Origin of the sequence: Pseudoteredinibacter isoporae (assembly GCF_011602085.1) — a bacterium.
In the GTDB taxonomy this organism is placed as follows: Bacteria; Pseudomonadota; Gammaproteobacteria; order Pseudomonadales; family Cellvibrionaceae; genus Pseudoteredinibacter; species Pseudoteredinibacter isoporae.
In genome coordinates this window covers 30,154-47,875 of record NZ_JAAONY010000002.1, presented here as the reverse complement: position 1 = coordinate 47,875, position 17,722 = coordinate 30,154, and the positions used below count along the sequence as shown (strand labels likewise).

Here is a 17,722-nt window from a genome sequence, read left to right as displayed (position 1 = left end):
GCGCTTTAAATTTATGCAGGCTCCATCCATTCCCTAGCTCTCTTTTTTCTTCGAGCTTGCTCAGTTGGCCGGCACTAAAAACAGCCAGGATTCACCGCTGTCCATATCGTGCATAACATTGTCGACCACAAAATGTTCGCCTTCGATGATCAATTTTTCACCAATCGTTACCGGGTTGCGAAAAAGCTGGTCTTCATAGCTGTAGCTGTCTTCTTTATTCACGTGAAGATGGTAGATATACACTTAAGACTCCTTGCGGCTTATTGCTTTTGTTGGGGCCAGATATCCGTCTTTTTCGATGATAAGGTGAGCATCCGGGCTCTGCAAATATTGCCAAAAGGCCTTGGCGGCGTCATTGTTTTTTGCCCTGTTGAGTAGCACGGCATCTTGAAGGATGGCAGGGTGCATATGGCGGGGAATTTCCCAGGCGGATTGACGTTGAGCTTCCGGGAGCTGAAGCCATTGAGATTTGGCAATAAACCCGGCATCAACCTGCCCGATGCGAGTGAACTGAAACGCCTGAGCTATGTTTTCGCCCTGGACCAATTGTCGTTGATGAATATCACCAAGAACCGCAAAGGCGGCTCGACCGTAAGGCGCCAGTTTTGGATTGGCTATTGCAAGCCTGAGATGCTGGTTTTCTTTTTTTTGTTGCTCTAGAAAGCGAGCATCGATGCTGGAATATTTTTTTTTCGCAGACCAAAGAACAAGGGCACCTTCCGCATAGCTGAAACGGCTATTGTCTACCGCCAGTTGTTCTTCCATCAATTGAATTGGACGCTCTTGATCAGCTGAGAGAAATAGATCGAAGGGGGCGCCATGACGAATTTGTGCGGCAATTTTTCCACTGGATCCCAATACAAAACGCAACTCATAACCGCTTTTCTTTTTAAATTCCGCGCCAAGTGTTCTAGCAGTCTGGGCGAAATTTGATGCCACAGCAATAGTTGCATCAGGCCCGGAAAAGGCCGGAAAACCAAGCAAAACAAGTAAACTCAAACAGACAACTCGGAGGAAGATCATGGGAAATGGCTAACGCTTTCTGGCAATACAAGCGTCATAAGGTAACAAATACTAACTTTGTTCGCAGCAAAGAAAGGGAGGAATCGTAAAAGTGTGTTGGAAAAAGTGGCTCAAAAAACGAGCAGCTTTAGGAGGCTTTTGAGACAAAACCTTGAGACCAAAAAAAGCCGCCTTTAATTCTGGCGGCGCAAGGGTCTTAGGGTGTTCACAATTAATAAATAACTTAGGCCAAATACTGGAGATATGCAAAAGTCGTTGATGAATCAAACGACTTTTTTGGTTTGGTTTTTACACAACGGCGCTAGCTGTTGTTCAATAATGTCCGTAAGTTAATGGCTCTATCAATAGTGATTGTCTCGTAGCAATCGCGCCTGAGCTTATTGTTTGGACAGCAATTGATCAATGTCTTCTCGGCCTGCCGCTAAGATGGCATCCTGGCTGCCTTTGGAGCCGCTGGCGTCAATGTGATGAATGTCTTTCACGCCAATGAAGCGACAAACCTGTTCCAAATAGCCGCTGCAAAAATCATAAGGGCTGCCAACCGGGGTGCCACCGGTGGCGGTGATGATGTAAGCGGTTTTAATTCCACTCAGACCTTCGGGGCCTTCAGAGGTGTAGCGGAAGGTTTCACCTGCACGGCAAATGGCATCAATCCACAGCTTCAGGTACGCCGGCACACTGAAGTTGTACATACCCGCGCCAATGACCAAAACATCGGCGGCTTTAAGTTCGAGGATGAATTCCTCGGATTGTTGATAGTAAGCCTCCAGACTGTCGCGTGGCGCTGTCTTCCCATCCTTGAAGTCCATCAGATCTTCTGCGCTCGGCACTAGCGGTGGCTTCTGTGCCAAATCACGGTGTACGGCCGTCTGAGCCAGCTTTTGAACCAGGTATTGGCCCAACTGGCGGCTGTTGGAGTTATCGAGCTGTGCGCTGCTGTCGATATGTAAAATCGTCATTGTCTGTTTACCCTTGTTTAAGTATCAAAATAGTTGGATTAATAAATCTTTTATTTATTGGCCTGTTTTAGGCTATTTCCGGCTGTTGATGAGTATTCTACGGCTTGCTGGCTTGTGAAAAAGGCCTGTATTCTGTATAAAAAGTTCAAAAATACTGAACGGTTGATCACTATGAAGCCAATATTGAATCTCGAGGTGCTGGAAGTTCTGGATGCCATTGAGCGACGGGGCAGTTTTGCAAAAGCCGCCGAAGAACTTGATCGGGTGACTTCCGCGGTTTCCTACACGATCCAGAAGCTCGAAGAACAGCTCGATATCGTGATCTACCGCCGCGAGGGTCGCCGCTCGGTCCTTACGCCAGCAGGGCGTCTGCTACTTGAAGAGGGGAGGCATTTGTTGACGGCCGGGAATGACCTCGTGAACAGGGCAAAAGAAGTCGCTACGGGCTGGGAGCCGCGTTTGCGTATCGCTGTAGAGGCGTTGCAGGTCTACCCAGAGTTCTTCCGTATTGTGGCGGAGTTCCTCGCTGAGCACCCCAGCATGGAAATTGATATCCGGGAATCAGTATTGAATGGTGGCTGGGACGCTTTGATCCAGGGGCAGGTCGATTTGCTGGTTGCGGGGCCAGGTCCAATCCCTGTAAATCAGGGTCTTCGCGCTGAGCCTTTGGGAACAGATTCACTGCTAGAGGTTATTGCCGAGTGCCACCCCTGTTCCCATTTGGCCGGTGATCCTGAAGCATTGAAATTGCAGCAATCCGAGCTGCGAAGAGTTGTTTTACACGACACATCAGTTGTCGATGTCGCCCGTTCGGCAGGGCTTGGCAATGAAGGGCGACGTTTCTATGTGCAAACCATTGAGCAAAAAGTGGAAGCCATTTTGGCCGGCATCGGCATAGGTTTTGTGCCGTTGCACAGAGCGGCACAGCACTTGGAAAGCGGACGTTTATTGACGTTGTCGAATGAGCCATTACAGACACAACATTATCTGGCCTGGAAGATCAGCAACCGGGGGAAAGGTTTGCAGGAGTTGTGTCGGCGTTTGTTGCAGAATAAATGATTTTTTCGAGCAGAAATCTTTACTTGTTCTTGTTGAGAGTCAGGCATCCTTAATCAAAGGCACAGCAAATTAAAATACACGCAGCTTATCTGTTTTAACCTTGCAATCTGTTTTCTGATTGATTCTCAAAATCATATTTCTTTCAGTAGCGTTTCAGTCTTTATTTACCGACATCAACGGTCAGTGTGCCTTCTGTGCAAAAGAGCATTGCCGTTTATTGCGACGTCAAATTTTCTGTTTGAGATAAACACGTTTGTAATATATTCGTCACAAGGAACGCTGGAATACGCTTACGGTTTTAATGGATTTTTAATCGCCTCACAGAAAACACATAAAAAAAACCCGATGTCTGGGGGAGAGCATCGGGCCAAGACCATTAGGAGTAAACACGTCGTTGAACATAGCTTTGAAGAAAGATAACAGTGCTCTGTTCGATCTGTAAGATGAAGACTGGCTGCTGTCATTTACCTTGCTGGCAGTAATAAGTATTAATCAAATTAGAAAAAAAGCCAGTGAAATATTTCCTTTGCTTAAATGTTTTTTTCATGTCTCGTTCCTTCCTAAATGCTCAAACCTTATATCCACGTTGGCTCTGGGCTGCGAGGTGATTAATCGCTAATCGTTATTAATTTTAGGTACTAATAAAAGCTTTGCTATATAACTTTATGTGACAAAAAAGTTTTTCTGCCGTCCAGTGTCTAGCTTTTGGCCCTAATTTTGCTGTTTCTCTTGCGGAGAATTAATAGCCGATAAAACGCCGGAAATAAGTCGTCAATGTTCGACAAATTTAAGAATTAGTGACGGCCAAGGGCGAAATTTTTCCCCCAGTACGTATTCTGGTGGCAGTTGCTTGCCGCTCAGGACATCGGTTTCTCCTCAGTTTGAAAATCTGGCCTTAAAAGATAAACGCCGGAAGCTAAAAGAGGGTTTGAATATGCAATCAAGTTTGGCAAGCGCAATGCTGTTTCTGGCTGTGTTGTTATGCTCGGCATGCACACCGCAATATACGCAAAATGTCGTTCAGGAGATCCCTGACTATTTGCAGTTGCGAGACAAGGTTTATATCGAGCGCCAGCAGCAATGGCGCCTGAGTTCGCATACGCCGCTGTATATCGCCATGGCAAAGAATGATTTGGTGCCCCGTACCGAGCTGACCATCACGGAAAGCCTTTACGACGCCTTACTGGAGCAGTTTCCTCTGAGTCGGGCCTCTTCCAATCCGGCGACTTTGGGTGAAGCGCTCGCCAGTGCGCGCCTGATGCGTATGCCGATTACGGTGTACCACCAGTTGTCCCTGATGGACGACCAGCTCAGTAGTTGGCGGGAGTACGATCAGGACATGGATTCCGGAAAGTCTTTAGGGCGTGACCGTCTGAGACTCCAAATCCAGCTCTACGACAGCTACAGCGGCAAGCTGCTGGATTCGGCGATCTTGAATTCCGTCAGTCGCCGGATCGCCTGGTCTGAAATTACGCCCGTAGAGCTGCTCAGGCAGGCATCGGCGCAATATGCACAGCAATTAGCCATGGTGTCGCCGCAATAGTCCGTATCCGGCTTTTGAGACAGAGGGTTCTTGCATTGGAGGAAGAGTGTCGGCAGACTGGAGCGCCCAGATGCTGGGAAGACCAAAATCCTCCGTTGTATGGCCATAATAACTGGCTAGTGAGATCCAAGAAGAGAGGGTGATATGCCAAGCAGGAATTATCAATTAAGACCGATGCTAGACCCGGAACAACTCAGCCAAGCCATCCAGCAGGCCGCCGAACCAGGAAAGCGCCCACCCGTGCATCTCTGGAACCCGGATTTCAGTGGTGATATCGATATTCGCATCGCCGCAGACGGCATGTGGTATCACGAAGGCGATCCGATTAAACGGCTTCCTCTGAGAGCCTTGTTTGCGTCTATTCTCAAGCGAGAAGGGGACGATTACTTTCTGGTAACACCCGTTGAGAAGTGGAGAATTACCGTAGAGCGGCAGGTCTTTTCGCTGAACCAAATGATGGAACTCGAAGACGATGGCGTCTATTACCTGGAATTTCGCAACGAAATCGGTGAATTTGTTCGTTTGGACGCTGAGCATCCCATTTGGTTTGAAGAATATGGCAATCAGAGCGTGCCGTGCATCGAAGTGCGTGATGGCTTGAGCGCAAGCCTGTCCCGTTCCGTATTTTACGAGTTGGTGAACTTGGCTCAGGATTGCGAGGGCGAAATGAAAGTGTTCAGCGGTGGGGTCGGTTGCTCACTTGGGAAGGTTTACTAAGGGCTTTATGTCTTTAAAGATGCAGAAATAGCAAGCACAAAAAAGGGCCTTAAAAGGCCCTTTTTTGTGCTCTCGAAAAATCCGTCACATATTTGGATAGTTCGGGCCACCAGCACCTTCCGGACATACCCAGGTTATATTCTGACTGGGGTCCTTAATGTCACAGGTTTTACAGTGAACACAGTTCTGGCCATTGATTTGAAACTTCTTGCTGCCGTCTTCTTGCTCAACGATCTCGTAAACACCTGCCGGGCAGTAGCGTTGAGCCGGTTCATCCCATTTGACGTAGTTTACGTCCATTGGAATGCTGTCATCTTTCAAAGTCAGGTGACAAGGTTGATCTTCTTCATGGTTGGTATTCGACAGGAATACGGAAGAGGGCTTGTCAAAGCTCAATTTACCATCAGGCTTGGGGTAATCGATCTTTTTGGACTCTGAGGCCAGCTGCATACCTTCGTGATCCGGCGTGGGATCCGAAAGGGTCCAGGGCAGGGAACCATTAAAGATATTGATATCGATAAAGGCATATGCAGAACCGATAATGTTACCCCATTTGTGCTGAGCAGGGCCGAAGTTGCGCTGGGTGTGCAGCTCCTTCCAAGCCCATGAAGCTTTGTAGGCATCGGCGAATTCCACAAGATCCTGACTTGCGCGATCTTCAGCAATGGCTTTTACAACAACTTCTGCGCCCAACATGCCGGATTTCATGGCCGTGTGGCTACCCTTGATCTTGGCGAAGTTCAGTGTGCCGGCGTTGTCGCCAAGCAGTAAGCCGCCCGGGAAGGTCATTTTCGGCTGGGACTGCAAACCACCTTTGGCGATAGCGCGGGCACCATAGGCCAGGCGTTCACCGCCTTCCAGATACTGCTTGGCAACAGGGTGGTGCTTGTAACGTTGGAACTCGTCGAATGGGCTCACATGAGGGTTGCTGTAGGACAGATCTGTAATCAAACCCACAACCACCTGATTGTCTTCAATATGATAAAGGAAGGTGCCGCCTGCAGAGCCGGACTCGCTCAGAGGCCAGCCAGCGGTGTGCACAACCAGGCCTTGCTGGTGCTGTTCAGCAGGAACTTTCCAGATTTCCTTGATGCCGATGCCGTAGTGCTGGGGCTCAACGCCTTTATCCAGCTCAAACTTGGCAATCAGCTGCTTGCCTAATTGGCCTCGGCAGCCTTCGGTGAACAAGGTGTATTTACCGTGCAACTCCATGCCCGGCATGTAGCTGTCTTTTTGCTGACCATCCAGACCGATGCCCATATCACCGGTGGCAATACCTTTTACACTGCCATCTTCATGATAAACCACCTCAGCGGCGGCAAAGCCTGGGAAAATTTCCACACCCATAGCTTCAGCTTGTTCAGATAACCAGCGGCACAGATTACCCAGGCTGATAATGTAGTTGCCTTCATTGTGCATGGTTTTCGGGGTGAAGAAGTTCGGAATCTTGATGCCGCTGTCGCCATTGCGAAGCATGTATATGTCATCGCCGGTCACTTCGGTATTCAGCGGGGCTCCGCGCTCTTTCCAGTCGGGGAATAATTCGTTTAGGGCGGTGGGTTCAAATACCGCACCGGAAAGGATATGGGCGCCAACCTCAGATCCTTTTTCTACTACGCAGACAGAGATTTCTTCGTTGAGTTGTTTGATACGACAGGCTGCTGATAGTCCGGCAGGGCCGGCACCAACGATGACCACATCGTATTCCATATATTCTCTTTCCACAGCTTCACTCCTGGCTTTTCTAGCTAAATACGGTTCCAGCGACAACAGGTACAGCTTGTTGCAGCGGTTTGGCTGGCTTTGTTGTGTTCACCTGGCAGGGTACTTCACCGGATGAGGCCAGCTTTAAGGCAGTAGATTATCCCGGCTTTGGGCAAATTTTCTCATTCATTCAGTGGATATTCGCTATCACCCGAATGGATGCCTCAGAAAAGTCTGGCAAAGCGCTAAGATAAGTTTAAGTAATGCCCGAATACTCTTGTATTGGCGTGGATTATAGCCGTCGAGGCCGCATTAGACCAATGGTAAAAAGGCGCAAAGCTATGACCGAATGTTCCACAGCCAAAGAGGGACATATAAATGATGGACGTGAAGTGCCTAAATTCTGCGCGCATAAAGAGGCAACTTTGTAGATAAAATGACTAAATTCAGCGACTTTGAGCAATCTTGCCATTCTCCCTGAGCACAACAGGTATTGATTTTAAGGGGCTGCTGCTTCAACATACTCGCCGCTCGATGTGGCTCACATTAGACTATTCTTTTGTTGGCTTGAGCACTGCGGGAATGTGGTACCACTCTTAAAACAACAAGGGCGTAAAGCCAGAGGGTGCTGCCGCGTTTATCCTTCAACGATAAGCGAATGGGAAACCGATGAAGATTCTTGTTGCTGTTAAACGCGTTGTGGACTACAACGTCAAAGTACGTCCAAAGTCAGACGGTACTGACGTTGATATTGCCAACGCTAAAATGTCTATTAACCCTTTCTGCGAGATTGCTGTTGAAGAAGCAGTTCGCCTAAAAGAGAAGGGTGTAGCGACCGAAGTTGTCGCTGTATCACTGGGAACCAAGCAATCCCAGGAACAAATTCGTACTGCGATGGCACTGGGTGCTGATCGCGGCATTCTGGTGGAAACCGACGCTGAGCTGCAGCCACTGGGTGTAGCCAAGTGCTTGAACGCCATCATCGCGAAAGAGTCTCCCGATCTGGTTATCATGGGTAAGCAGTCCATCGACGGCGACAACAACCAAACCGGTCAGATGCTGGGTGCGCTGAGCAATCTGCCACAAGGTACCTTCGCTTCTGAAGTTGCGGTAGAAGACGGCACTGTAAACGTTACTCGTGAAATCGATGGCGGCTTGCAGACCGTTAAGTTGAACCTGCCTGCAATCGTTACCACCGACTTGCGTTTGAACGAGCCTCGTTACGCGTCTCTGCCTAACATTATGAAGGCCAAGAAAAAGCCTCTGGATACCACCACTCCAGATGAGCTGGGCGTAGACATTGCTCCACGCGTACAGACCTTGAAAGTCGAGCCGCCTGCCGAGCGCAGCGCTGGTATCAAGGTGGCTGACGTAGCAGAGCTGGTTGATAAACTGAAAAATGAGGCGAAGGTGATCTAAGATGAGTATTTTAGTAATTGCAGAACACGATAATGCCAGCCTCAAGGGTGCAACCCTGAACACTGTGGCTGCAGCGAAAGCCATTGGTGGCGACATTCATGTACTGGTTGCCGGTGCTGGTTGTGGCGCTGTTGCTGAAGCGGCAGCCCAGGCTGACGGCGTCGCCAAAGTACTGCTTGCCGATAACGCCGCTTATGAAAACCAGTTGGCTGAAAACGTAGCCGCTTTGGTTGCTGATCTGGGTAAGGAATACACCCACGTACTGGCGTCCGCGACCAGTAACGGCAAAAACATCATGCCACGTGCTGCAGCACTGCTGGATGTACAGGCGATTTCTGACATCATCTCAGTAGAAAGCAGCGACACGTTCAAGCGCCCGATTTACGCAGGTAACGTAATCGCTACCGTTCAGAGCTCTGATGCCATCAAAGTGATTACCGTTCGTGGTACAGCTTTTGATGCTGTTGCAGCGGAAGGTGGTTCTGCGGCTGTTGAATCTATCGACAATGCCCAGGACGCTGGCGTTTCTTCTTTCGTTGGCGAAGAGCTGGCGAAGAGCGATCGCCCAGAGCTGACAGCTGCCAAGATCGTGATCTCCGGTGGTCGCGGTATGCAGAATGGCGAAAACTTTGAAATGCTGTACAAGGTTGCTGACAAACTGGGTGCTGCTGTGGGTGCATCCCGTGCTGCGGTAGATGCAGGCTTTGTTCCTAACGATATGCAGGTTGGCCAAACCGGTAAGATCGTAGCTCCTGAGTTGTACATCGCTGTGGGTATTTCCGGTGCTATCCAGCACTTGGCTGGTATGAAAGACTCCAAAGTGATCGTTGCGATCAACAAAGACGAAGAAGCGCCTATCTTCCAGGTTGCGGATTACGGTCTGGTTGCTGATCTGTTTGAAGCTGTACCTGAGTTGGAATCTTCCATCTAAGTACGCGTTTTGATGGGGCTTGCGAAGCACAGCAAGCTTTACGTTTGAAAGGTGGGCAAAGCTCACCGTTTTAATCAAAACCATCAGACACAAAAAAAGCCGCAAATGCGGCTTTTTTTGTGTCTGAGAAAAGTGAAATTATTCGCTTTTCAGCTTGTCCAGAGCGCCTTCGGCTTTCTCTTTCAGCTCTTTCATTTTCTCTTCGTCTTTGGTGGCTTCTTCCAGCTTGTTCATGGCGTCGCCAGCCGCTTCTTCAACCTTGTCGCTTACCGCGCCAACGGCGTCTTTTGCACCTTCACCCAGATCGCTGGCCGCTTCTTTAACGCTGTCGCTGGCATCGGCCATCGCTTCAGACGCTTGATCCTTCAGGTTGGAAGCTGCATCTTGAGTCGCCTGGGCAGCCTGATCCAGCATGTTGCCAGATTCTTCAGCTGCTGATTCAACAGCCGCTTTAGCTTCTTCAACAGCGGCAGCAGCCTTGCTTTCTTCGTTTGCTTCCTGAGAACAGCCAGCCAAAGCCAGAACGGAAGCCGCAGTGAAAGCCAACAGACCATTGCGCAGCAATTTAGTGTTAATTTTCATTCTATATCCCCTTTGTCTTCACTTATAATAAACCTAATGCAGGTATTAGGTACGGCACTAAGGCCCCATGTCCTTGGCAGCACCTTTGTACTTTTATGCGCCTCTCTTAAGAGCGACTCAAGCAGTGTATCTGGCTTATCCTGAATAGAAAAGTAACCGATACCACATTTTTAGTAAGACCTTGGAGTAATCAGTGGATATTGAAGCATTTGAAACCTGGTCCTTATACCTCGGGATTGGTGGTTTGATTGCCTTTATGGCTTTTATTGTTTGGGACTTGGCCAAGAAGTCCGACGCCGGGCGTTTCGGTACCATGATTCTGTTTACCGCACTGGGTCTGGGGGTACTGGGCTTCATTATTAAAACCGTCATTGTTCAAATGATGGAGCAGTAATTCTGCGAGTGCAGAGCAAAAGCGAGAACAAGCCCTATGTTTAAGCTCTTTATACCGGAATCCAAGGTTCACCGTGATCGCCGCCTGATGCGAGAAACGGACAGCCGAATGGCCAAATACAGCCGCCGCGGTATTTTGATCAATTTTTGTGTTTATTTGTTTTGCGTCTGGATGGGGGATCTCTATCTGAAGGCGCCAACCGTAACGTCAGTGATGACCATCGGTTTGCTCCTCCTGACCGGAATGCGAAGCTATTACCTGTTCCGTTTTGACTCTCTCTACCCAAGAGCGCCATCACGCTGGCGTAACCAGTATTTTCTGGCTTCACTGCTCGGTGCGATTTGGTGGAGTGTGATTCTGGTTGCATTCACGCTGATTAAAGGACTCGACGACGTCACTACAATTCTGTGGTTTTATACGATCGTTTTTTTCTCCTCCACCGCCAATGCGCTTGCGCCATACAACCGTTATATGAGCTGGTATCAGTTTTTAGGTTTGATTCCAGGTGCACTGGCGATGGTGTCATTGGGCACCATTAACGGTTATCTGTACGGCATTATTATTTTGCTGTTTTTCTTGTTGATGATTCATCAGGGCCGAATCGTTGCAGAAAGTTACTGGAAGAGTTTGGAAACCAATCAGGCGCTAACCCGTAAAACCATCGAGCTGGAAGCCGAGAAGCGGGATATGGAAGCGGCTGATCAATTCAGCACTGAGTTTCTGCAAAACCTAGGCAGTGAGGTGCGAGTCAACCTGAACGATTTATTGGGCAGTTTGTCGTTGCTCGATCGTGATCAATTAAATTCCCATCAATCCGAACTGGTGGATATGGCCCACCGCACAGCGATGCACCAGTTGGAATTGATTAATAATGTCGGTGATTATCTCACCACGGTAGGGCGTCAGTACGAACGTGATGTCAGCGTGTTTAATTTACGTCGCTTGCTGGAAAACGTACTGGAAGACTTGTTTGAAGACGCAGCCCATCAGCATACAGAACTGAATTATCTGCTGAACTCGACCATTCCACTGCGTGTTCGCGGTGATGCTGTTCGAGTCCAGCAAATTTTACATCAGCTGATTTACCATGTGATGTATTCCACCCAGTCAGAAGAAATTACCATCGTTGGAAACTACAAACTGGATAATCAACGCGATGGCAATCTCACATTGAAAATTCGTTTGATCGGTTCTGGCGATGATAAATATTCGGCCTGGGAAACCAGTGGCGATTCCGAAGAGAGCGCAAGTACCTTGGTCAACAGCTGGGAAAACAGTACATCATTTGTGGTGTGCAAGGCGCTGGCCGAATCGTTATCCGGCTTTGTGGAGGTCAGCCCTTCGCGTCACCAGGTTATCGTCAGCTTGCCTCTGGAAATTTCCGGTAGTTTGACCCAGGAAGTTTCCGTAAACGCTCGCCTGAAAGGCAAACGCGCTTTACTGGTCGATGTGTCCAAAGAAGTTCGCAAACCCATGATGCGGGAGTTCAAAGATTGGGGGCTGACTGTTAAGCATGAAAAAGACCTCAATGCGGTCGTTCAGCTGATGTGGGATGCGCGCAATGACGATGAAGCCTTCGATTTGGTTCTGTTTTATACCCGTCATGGTAATCGTGAGTGGATGGAGATCTCCCAACAGATTCTCGACAATGAGCAGCTGCGTGATGTGGCCCAATTAATTGTGGGTAACAAACGCGACCTGGAAAGCGAAGAAGTAACCCATTACGCCATCGACAAAATGCAGGTCGCACGCTTGAATAAACCTCTGTCGCCCCATGCTGCTCACAACGCGCTTGAGTATCTGTTGCTAAAAGGGGATTACGCCAAGCCGGATTGTTTGACGCACACCAAAGATCACGTGCTCTGCTTTGAAGGCCACACCGTTTTGCTGGTCGACGATCATCGAGCCAATCAATTGGTAACCCAGCGCCTGCTGGAAAAACTCAAACTCCAAGTAACGGTTGCGATTAACGGCAAAGAAGCACTGGATAAAATGCAGCAGCAGAAATTCGATATTGTGCTGATGGATTGTAATATGCCGGTTATGGATGGCTTCGAGGCCACCCAGATTATTCGCGAACGGGAAATTGAAGCCGAAATCAAAAGTGCCGAAGTCGGCGAACAGGTATCTGAACATATTCCAATCGTGGGGATGTCTTCCCATCTCTTTAATGGTGAAAAATCCCGAAGCTTTGCGGCGGGTATGGACGAATATCTGGCAAAACCGATTGAATTTTACAAACTGCAACGTCTGCTGCAACGTTGGTTGAATAGCTAAGTCTGGAATTTTATGTCTTCAATACCGCAAAACAAGGATGAGTTGCTGAATGCCATTGAGGACAGCTACACCAAAATTCTAGGCGATTACCAACGAGTTCCTCCGTCACTGACGCGAACAATGGGGGTCGAGGGGAATATTAAGGGCACGGTCATTAGCGTCAGCGATACACTGGCCTATTTAATCGGCTGGGGAAAACTGGTGATTAAGTGGGTCGAAGCGAAGCAGTCTGGCCGTGCGGTCGATATTCCTGAAACCGGTTACAAGTGGAACCAGCTGGGCCCATTGGCTGAAAAATTTCACAAGGATTACGCAACATGGGATTATCAAGCGCTGCTTGAGGAATACAGCGTTGTCATTCATCGAGTCTTGGAAATCATTCAAAGCTGCAACAATGAAGATTTATACGTTCACACTTGGTATGAAAAGTGGACATTGGGCCGAATGATACAATTCAACACGTCCTCGCCCATGAAAAATATGCGGACCAAAATCAGGCGCTTTCTGAAATCCCGGGGCGTACGCTGATCCTATAGATCGGATTTCTCTTCCTCACTTAATAGAAATTCACGGGTAGTCATGCCGCTCCATTGCTTAAAGCGTCTGAAAAAGGATCTTGGTTCAGTGAAACCCAAATGTTGGCAGATGCTGTGGCTGTCTACCTTGTCTCGTAAAAGTTGTTTGGCCAGCTCAAAGCGAATCTGACTCAGAGATTCCTGATAGCTGCTCCCGGCCTGTTCGAAGCGTCGTTGCAATGTGCGTGAACTCATATTGAGTGAGGCCGCCAAACCGCTTTTACTGAGACTGCCCTGGGGCAACAGCTGTCGCATAGTGCGATGAATATCATTGAGATCCCGTTGGCGTTTTTGAGGGCTTAGACGCTCGAGAAGTTGATCCGCGTGGGCAATCAACGATTCCTGCAACGCCGGATTCGCCTGGGGAAGAGGCCGGTCCATGGCGTCTTTGGGAAGGTGCAGTGCGTTATGCGTTTGAGAGAAACGGGGTTCGCAGGAAAACACCGCCTGGTATTCAGACAGTTCAGTGGCGGGAGCGTCATGTTGAAAACTCAGTCCGCAAAGATCGCCTTCCAGACCCAGCATGTTTTTGCCATAGAGAAACCAGGAGGCCAACACCGCTTCGCTGATATGTCGTCTGGCCAGCGGATTTTCCAACTGACAATGCCAGACCTGGGCCATCCAATCGGGTTCCTCCTGCAATTCGGTGTACCCCATATCGCCAACCAGGGTTTCATAGGTTGGCACGATTTCGATACAGGCACGCAGGCTGGCAGCGCTGATGGAAATCAGACCGAGACTGGCGTACATCGAAGGATTAATGTGATTGCTGGCATAGAGGCCGAAATAGGGGTGGCCGCTGGCTTCAAGCAGCGCAATAAATATAGTTTCAAAGCGAGCCAGGCTGATCCGGGCGCTGTTGTCTTCCAGCTGGCGTTCATCGATATTGTGCTGAGCCAATACGGGTCGAATATCGACACCAAGGGCTTCGGCAGCCGTCAGGTATTGTTTAAGGGCGGGGATGGAAGCGCTTAAATTGCTCAAATGAAGGCCTTGTTCGAGTGGTTATTCTACTGATGTCAGTGAGCTGAATGGGCAGTTTGGCTCGTTTGGTGATTCTAACGGCTTCTACAGGCATCGAAAAGAGCCACAGGCCAACATAGTATTAAATCCTGACAGTACCGAATAACGAGAAGTACCGAATAACGAGAAGTACCGAATAACGAGAAGTACCGAATAACGAACAACAGGGCCCTCATCAGAGTGAGCGGCGTAGCGAAAACACAGCGGGGGAATGTATGGAAAGGCGTTGGAATGGTTGGGGCATGCTCAATGGTGAATATCAGCACAGTCCCAGCCCACAGGCGGTGACAATGGCGGAAGAGCGCCTGGGGGCTGCAGAAGCCTTGACGGTTGCCGAGCTTGATGAGGTGTTGGCCAAGTTACCTGCCAGCCGCCTGGAGTCGCATCCGCTGCTGTCCTTTGATAGCGAAATCCGTGTACGTCATAGCCGTGGGCAGAGTTTGCCCGACCTTTTCGCACTGCGATCAGGTGAATTGGGTGCGGTACCGGATGCCGTAGCGTTCCCGGAAACTGAAGAACAGATTCAAGACATTCTGACGCTGGCTCAATCCTGCAACGCCATTGTTATTCCTTACGGCGGGGGCACTTCAGTCGTTGGGCACATTAACCCTCCCAAGTCTGACAAGCCCGTCATTACCTTGAGTCTGGCGAAATTTAAGGAACTCTATCACCTCGATCGCGAAAGTCAGATTGCAACATTGGGCGCGGGTTTGGCTGGGCCAGAGCTGGAAAAGTTATTGAATGCCGAAGGTTACACCTTAGGGCATTTTCCACAGTCCTGGGAATTGTCTACCGTCGGTGGCTGGGTCGCGAGTCGCTCCAGTGGGCAGCAATCCCTGCGATATGGACGCATTGAAAAAATGTTCGCCGGCGGCACCATGGTTACGCCTAAAGGAACTCTCGATATCCCGACATTTCCGGGTACCTCTGCCGGAACAGATCTGCGCGAAGTGGTTCTGGGCTCCGAAGGAAGAATGGGCGTCATCAGCAAAGTGAAAATGCACGTTACGCCACTGGCTGAAGTCGAAAATTTTTACGGTGTTTTTTTTCCGAGCTGGGAGCAGGGTAAGGCCCTGAGTAAAACGCTTGCCCAGCAAATGCTGCCTTTGTCCATGATGCGTTTAAGTAATGCTGAAGAAACCGCATCCCATTTAAAATTGGGAGGGGACCCCAAGGCCATTGCCTACCTTGAAAAATATCTGGGCTGGCGTGGTGTGGCCGAAGGCAAAGTGATGTTTACCTTCGGTACCACGGGCGATAAAAAGAGTTGCCGTTTTGCATTGAAACAAGTGAAGCGATTGAGTCGTGAATTTGGTGGCGTTTACATTGGTAAGCTGATTGGCAAGGCCTGGGAACACAGCCGTTTTCGCAGCCCGTATTTACGTGACGGGTTTATGGATCTGGGTTATGCCATCGATACGATGGAAACTGCGGTCGACTGGAGTAAAACGGATGAGGCCATGGAAGCTATTGAAAGCAGTATTCGTACGGCAGCAGAATCCTTCGGTGAAAAAGTCCACGTCTTTACCCATCTCTCACATTTTTACCCCCAGGGCAGCAGTGTTTACACTACGTACATGTATCGTGCGGGTAGTGATTATGATGAAGCTTATCAACGTTGGTTGGCGCTGAAGCAGGCAGGAGCCAAAGCGATTGTATCTGTGGCGGGCACCATCAGTCATCAGCATGGCGTCGGTGAAGATCATAAAGAATACCTGCCAGCGGAAAAAGGGGAATTGGGCATAGCCACCATTCAAAGTCTCTGCGAGCACTTTGATCCGGAAAAAATTATGAACCCAGGTAAGTTGGTCGATTAGTCAGCACGGTTTCGGGAAATTTGATAATGAGCAAGGCAAAACGCAGAACCCGCATTGAAAGTGCACGAAGAAAACACTGGGACATGATTGTTGTGGGTGGCGGAATTACCGGCGCCGGCGTCGCTCGCGAAGCCGCGAGGCGAGGATTGAGCGTTTTGGTACTGGAACAAAAAGACTTCGCCTGGGGAACCTCAAGTCGCTCTTCCAAAATGGTGCATGGTGGCTTGCGCTATTTGGCTATGGGCGATAGAAAGTTAACCAGAGAGTCCTTATTGGAACGCGAGCGCTTGCTGAAGGAAGCCCCGGGTCTTGTCGAGCGCATGGGGTACTATTTCCTCTTACCCAAAAGCTGGAAGCCCTGGCGTTTAGTGATGAAATTACTGCTGGCCAGTTACGATCGCATAGCAGGCATTAAAAATCACAAAATTTGTAACAATTCCGAACTTGGTGAGGCATTTTCAAAGCTTGATCAAAACGGTATAACCGGCGCTGCTTTCTATACCGATGCTGTCACCGACGATAGCCGGCTGGTGTATCGAGTTTTGCAGGAAGCGGAAGCCGATGGTGCCAGCTTACTGAATTATTGCGCGGTGAAGTCCAGTCAGAAAGCGGATACCGAACATCAAAGTGTCGAAATCCAGGATGCGATATCGGGCGAGGTATTTCAATGCAAGGCAAGCGTCATCGTAAACAGCACCGGTGCCTGGGCGGATCGACTGCGTCAAGCTCGCATTGATGAACAACGGGTACGCCCTTTAAAAGGTAGTCATATCGTATTGCGAAAAGGTGTCTTGCCTATTGAACATGCAATCAGCTGCCAGCATCCGGACGATAAACGCAGTGTTTTTGTATTTCCCTGGGAAGGGCACAGCGTAATTGGCACCACAGATCTCGATTACGAGGGTAGCCTTGATCAGGAAGCAAATATTTCCAAGGAAGAACTGGAATATCTTTTGGCAATTGTAAGGCACCACTTCCCAAGTGAAAGCATTGATAGAAAGGATATCGTATCCACCTGGTCTGGCGTTCGTCCGGTCATTGCCGGAGACAAGCAATTTGCTCGCGCGCAAAAGGCTGAACAGGGCTCTGCCGATAAAACTCGCAAGAAGCCATCAAAAGAACGACGCGACCATGCCGTGTGGGACGATGACGGCTTAATCAGTGCCGCGGGCGGCAAGCTTACAACATTCCGGGTGATGGCTTTGGATGTTCTTGAAAAGGCCGCTCCCTATTTAAAGGGGTGGCAGTTTGAACGTGATGAAGCCGCTGTGTTTAGGCCCGGCGGAGCAAAGAAAAATGCCCAGGCCAATCTCAACGAAGATCAACTCGATCGTTTAGAAGCTTGTTACGGTTTTCGCACCAGTGATTTTCTGGCCACTGCAAAAAATGAAGAACTAAAGCCTCTCTTCGATCAAAAAACGTGTGCCGCTCAACTGCGTTGGGCTCTACGTGAGGAATGGGTCGAGCACCTCGATGATTTATTGTTACGCAGAACCCGCTTGGGTCTGTTATTACCCAATGGTGCCTCGCAACTTTTTGAACTTTGCAAAACGTTGTGCCAGGAAGAGTTGGAGTGGTCAGAACAGCGTTGGGCCGAAGAACTCGAACGCTATCAGGACATTTGGCACCGAGCCTACAGTCTTCCGGCCTAGCGAAAAGATCTTACGCAAAACTGCACTCATTACTATAACTCGACAAA

16 protein-coding genes are annotated in these 17,722 nt (G+C 49.2%); 10 read left to right on the top strand and 6 right to left on the bottom strand.

Going from position 1 to position 17,722, the window contains the following annotated elements; all coding sequences use genetic code 11:
* Positions 1-60 precede the first annotated feature (60 nt).
* The 3 genes from G8768_RS08975 to G8768_RS08965 all read right to left on the bottom strand — a co-directional run bounded on the left by G8768_RS08975 (position 61) and on the right by G8768_RS08965 (position 1,982).
* On the bottom strand, positions 61-243 hold the full coding sequence (locus G8768_RS08975; protein ID WP_166844111.1) for a hypothetical protein: 183 nt from the start codon (positions 241-243) through the stop codon (positions 61-63).
* Complete coding sequence (modA, locus tag G8768_RS08970) at positions 244-999, bottom strand: molybdate ABC transporter substrate-binding protein (RefSeq protein WP_166844109.1); 756 nt, start codon at positions 997-999, stop codon at positions 244-246.
* A gap of 401 nt (positions 1,000-1,400) precedes the next feature.
* Positions 1,401-1,982, bottom strand: coding sequence for an FMN-dependent NADH-azoreductase (locus tag G8768_RS08965; protein ID WP_166844107.1), 582 nt, complete (start codon positions 1,980-1,982; stop codon positions 1,401-1,403).
* Between the two features lie 171 nt (positions 1,983-2,153).
* Here G8768_RS08965 and G8768_RS08960 point away from each other — a divergent pair, with 171 nt between their 5' ends.
* From G8768_RS08960 to G8768_RS08950, 3 genes are all read left to right on the top strand, one after another.
* On the top strand, positions 2,154-3,041 hold the full coding sequence (locus tag G8768_RS08960) for a LysR substrate-binding domain-containing protein (protein WP_184679370.1): 888 nt from the start codon (positions 2,154-2,156) through the stop codon (positions 3,039-3,041).
* Between the two features lie 934 nt (positions 3,042-3,975).
* The gene (locus G8768_RS08955; protein WP_166844105.1) at positions 3,976-4,584 is read left to right on the top strand and encodes a DUF4823 domain-containing protein; all 609 of its coding nucleotides are present in this window, start codon (positions 3,976-3,978) and stop codon (positions 4,582-4,584) included.
* A gap of 144 nt (positions 4,585-4,728) precedes the next feature.
* Positions 4,729-5,301 carry a DUF1285 domain-containing protein gene (locus G8768_RS08950; RefSeq protein WP_166844103.1) on the top strand — a complete coding sequence of 191 codons (573 nt, stop codon included), beginning with the start codon at positions 4,729-4,731 and terminating at the stop codon, positions 5,299-5,301.
* 84 nt (positions 5,302-5,385) lie between these two features.
* On the opposite strand, the gene G8768_RS08945 is transcribed toward G8768_RS08950, so the two are convergent.
* Positions 5,386-7,011 carry an electron transfer flavoprotein-ubiquinone oxidoreductase gene (locus G8768_RS08945; protein WP_208020197.1) on the bottom strand — a complete coding sequence of 542 codons (1,626 nt, stop codon included), beginning with the start codon at positions 7,009-7,011 and terminating at the stop codon, positions 5,386-5,388.
* 663 nt (positions 7,012-7,674) lie between these two features.
* On the opposite strand from G8768_RS08945, the gene G8768_RS08940 reads away from it, so the two are divergent.
* Positions 7,675-8,424, top strand: a complete 750-nt coding sequence (locus G8768_RS08940) for an electron transfer flavoprotein subunit beta/FixA family protein (protein ID WP_166844099.1) — start codon at positions 7,675-7,677, stop codon at positions 8,422-8,424.
* Position 8,425: 1 nt separating this feature from the next.
* On the top strand, positions 8,426-9,355 hold the full coding sequence (locus G8768_RS08935; protein WP_166844098.1) for an electron transfer flavoprotein subunit alpha/FixB family protein: 930 nt from the start codon (positions 8,426-8,428) through the stop codon (positions 9,353-9,355).
* A 138-nt stretch (positions 9,356-9,493) separates the two neighbouring features.
* On the opposite strand, the gene G8768_RS08930 is transcribed toward G8768_RS08935, so the two are convergent.
* On the bottom strand, positions 9,494-9,937 hold the full coding sequence (locus G8768_RS08930) for a hypothetical protein (protein ID WP_166844096.1): 444 nt from the start codon (positions 9,935-9,937) through the stop codon (positions 9,494-9,496).
* Between the two features lie 193 nt (positions 9,938-10,130).
* Here G8768_RS08930 and G8768_RS08925 point away from each other — a divergent pair, with 193 nt between their 5' ends.
* The 3 genes from G8768_RS08925 to G8768_RS08915 are packed head-to-tail and all read left to right on the top strand — an operon-like array spanning position 10,131 to position 13,136.
* Complete coding sequence (locus G8768_RS08925; protein WP_166844094.1) at positions 10,131-10,331, top strand: DUF2788 domain-containing protein; 201 nt, start codon at positions 10,131-10,133, stop codon at positions 10,329-10,331.
* A 36-nt stretch (positions 10,332-10,367) separates the two neighbouring features.
* Complete coding sequence (locus G8768_RS08920) at positions 10,368-12,608, top strand: response regulator (RefSeq protein WP_166844092.1); 2,241 nt, start codon at positions 10,368-10,370, stop codon at positions 12,606-12,608.
* A 12-nt stretch (positions 12,609-12,620) separates the two neighbouring features.
* Positions 12,621-13,136 carry a ClbS/DfsB family four-helix bundle protein gene (locus tag G8768_RS08915; RefSeq protein ID WP_166844090.1) on the top strand — a complete coding sequence of 172 codons (516 nt, stop codon included), beginning with the start codon at positions 12,621-12,623 and terminating at the stop codon, positions 13,134-13,136.
* Between the two features lie 2 nt (positions 13,137-13,138).
* Here G8768_RS08915 and G8768_RS08910 read toward each other — a convergent pair whose 3' ends face one another.
* A complete protein-coding gene (locus G8768_RS08910; RefSeq protein ID WP_166844088.1) occupies positions 13,139-14,167 on the bottom strand; it encodes an AraC family transcriptional regulator in 1,029 nt (342 codons plus the stop codon).
* A 254-nt stretch (positions 14,168-14,421) separates the two neighbouring features.
* On the opposite strand from G8768_RS08910, the gene G8768_RS08905 reads away from it, so the two are divergent.
* Both G8768_RS08905 and G8768_RS08900 read left to right on the top strand, forming a co-directional pair.
* Positions 14,422-16,023, top strand: coding sequence for an FAD-binding oxidoreductase (locus tag G8768_RS08905; RefSeq protein WP_166844085.1), 1,602 nt, complete (start codon positions 14,422-14,424; stop codon positions 16,021-16,023).
* A 26-nt stretch (positions 16,024-16,049) separates the two neighbouring features.
* A complete protein-coding gene (locus G8768_RS08900; RefSeq protein ID WP_166844083.1) occupies positions 16,050-17,675 on the top strand; it encodes a glycerol-3-phosphate dehydrogenase/oxidase in 1,626 nt (541 codons plus the stop codon).
* The last annotated feature ends 47 nt before the right edge of the window (positions 17,676-17,722 follow it).

What these genes read in the sequence shown, in the direction of transcription:
- G8768_RS08960 (WP_184679370.1), top strand. Translation starts at nt 2,154, where the DNA reads ATGAAGCCAATATTGAATCTCGAGGTGCTGGAAGTTCTGGATGCCATT.
- G8768_RS08935 (WP_166844098.1), top strand. Translation starts at nt 8,426, where the DNA reads ATGAGTATTTTAGTAATTGCAGAACACGATAATGCCAGCCTCAAGGGT.
- G8768_RS08900 (WP_166844083.1), top strand. Translation starts at nt 16,050, where the DNA reads ATGAGCAAGGCAAAACGCAGAACCCGCATTGAAAGTGCACGAAGAAAA.
- G8768_RS08905 (WP_166844085.1), top strand. Translation starts at nt 14,422, where the DNA reads ATGGAAAGGCGTTGGAATGGTTGGGGCATGCTCAATGGTGAATATCAG.
- G8768_RS08950 (WP_166844103.1), top strand. Translation starts at nt 4,729, where the DNA reads ATGCCAAGCAGGAATTATCAATTAAGACCGATGCTAGACCCGGAACAA.
- G8768_RS08945 (WP_208020197.1), bottom strand. Translation starts at nt 7,011, where the DNA reads ATGGAATACGATGTGGTCATCGTTGGTGCCGGCCCTGCCGGACTATCA.
- G8768_RS08915 (WP_166844090.1), top strand. Translation starts at nt 12,621, where the DNA reads ATGTCTTCAATACCGCAAAACAAGGATGAGTTGCTGAATGCCATTGAG.
- G8768_RS08920 (WP_166844092.1), top strand. Translation starts at nt 10,368, where the DNA reads ATGTTTAAGCTCTTTATACCGGAATCCAAGGTTCACCGTGATCGCCGC.
- G8768_RS08940 (WP_166844099.1), top strand. Translation starts at nt 7,675, where the DNA reads ATGAAGATTCTTGTTGCTGTTAAACGCGTTGTGGACTACAACGTCAAA.
- G8768_RS08965 (WP_166844107.1), bottom strand. Translation starts at nt 1,982, where the DNA reads ATGACGATTTTACATATCGACAGCAGCGCACAGCTCGATAACTCCAAC.
- G8768_RS08955 (WP_166844105.1), top strand. Translation starts at nt 3,976, where the DNA reads ATGCAATCAAGTTTGGCAAGCGCAATGCTGTTTCTGGCTGTGTTGTTA.
- G8768_RS08930 (WP_166844096.1), bottom strand. Translation starts at nt 9,937, where the DNA reads ATGAAAATTAACACTAAATTGCTGCGCAATGGTCTGTTGGCTTTCACT.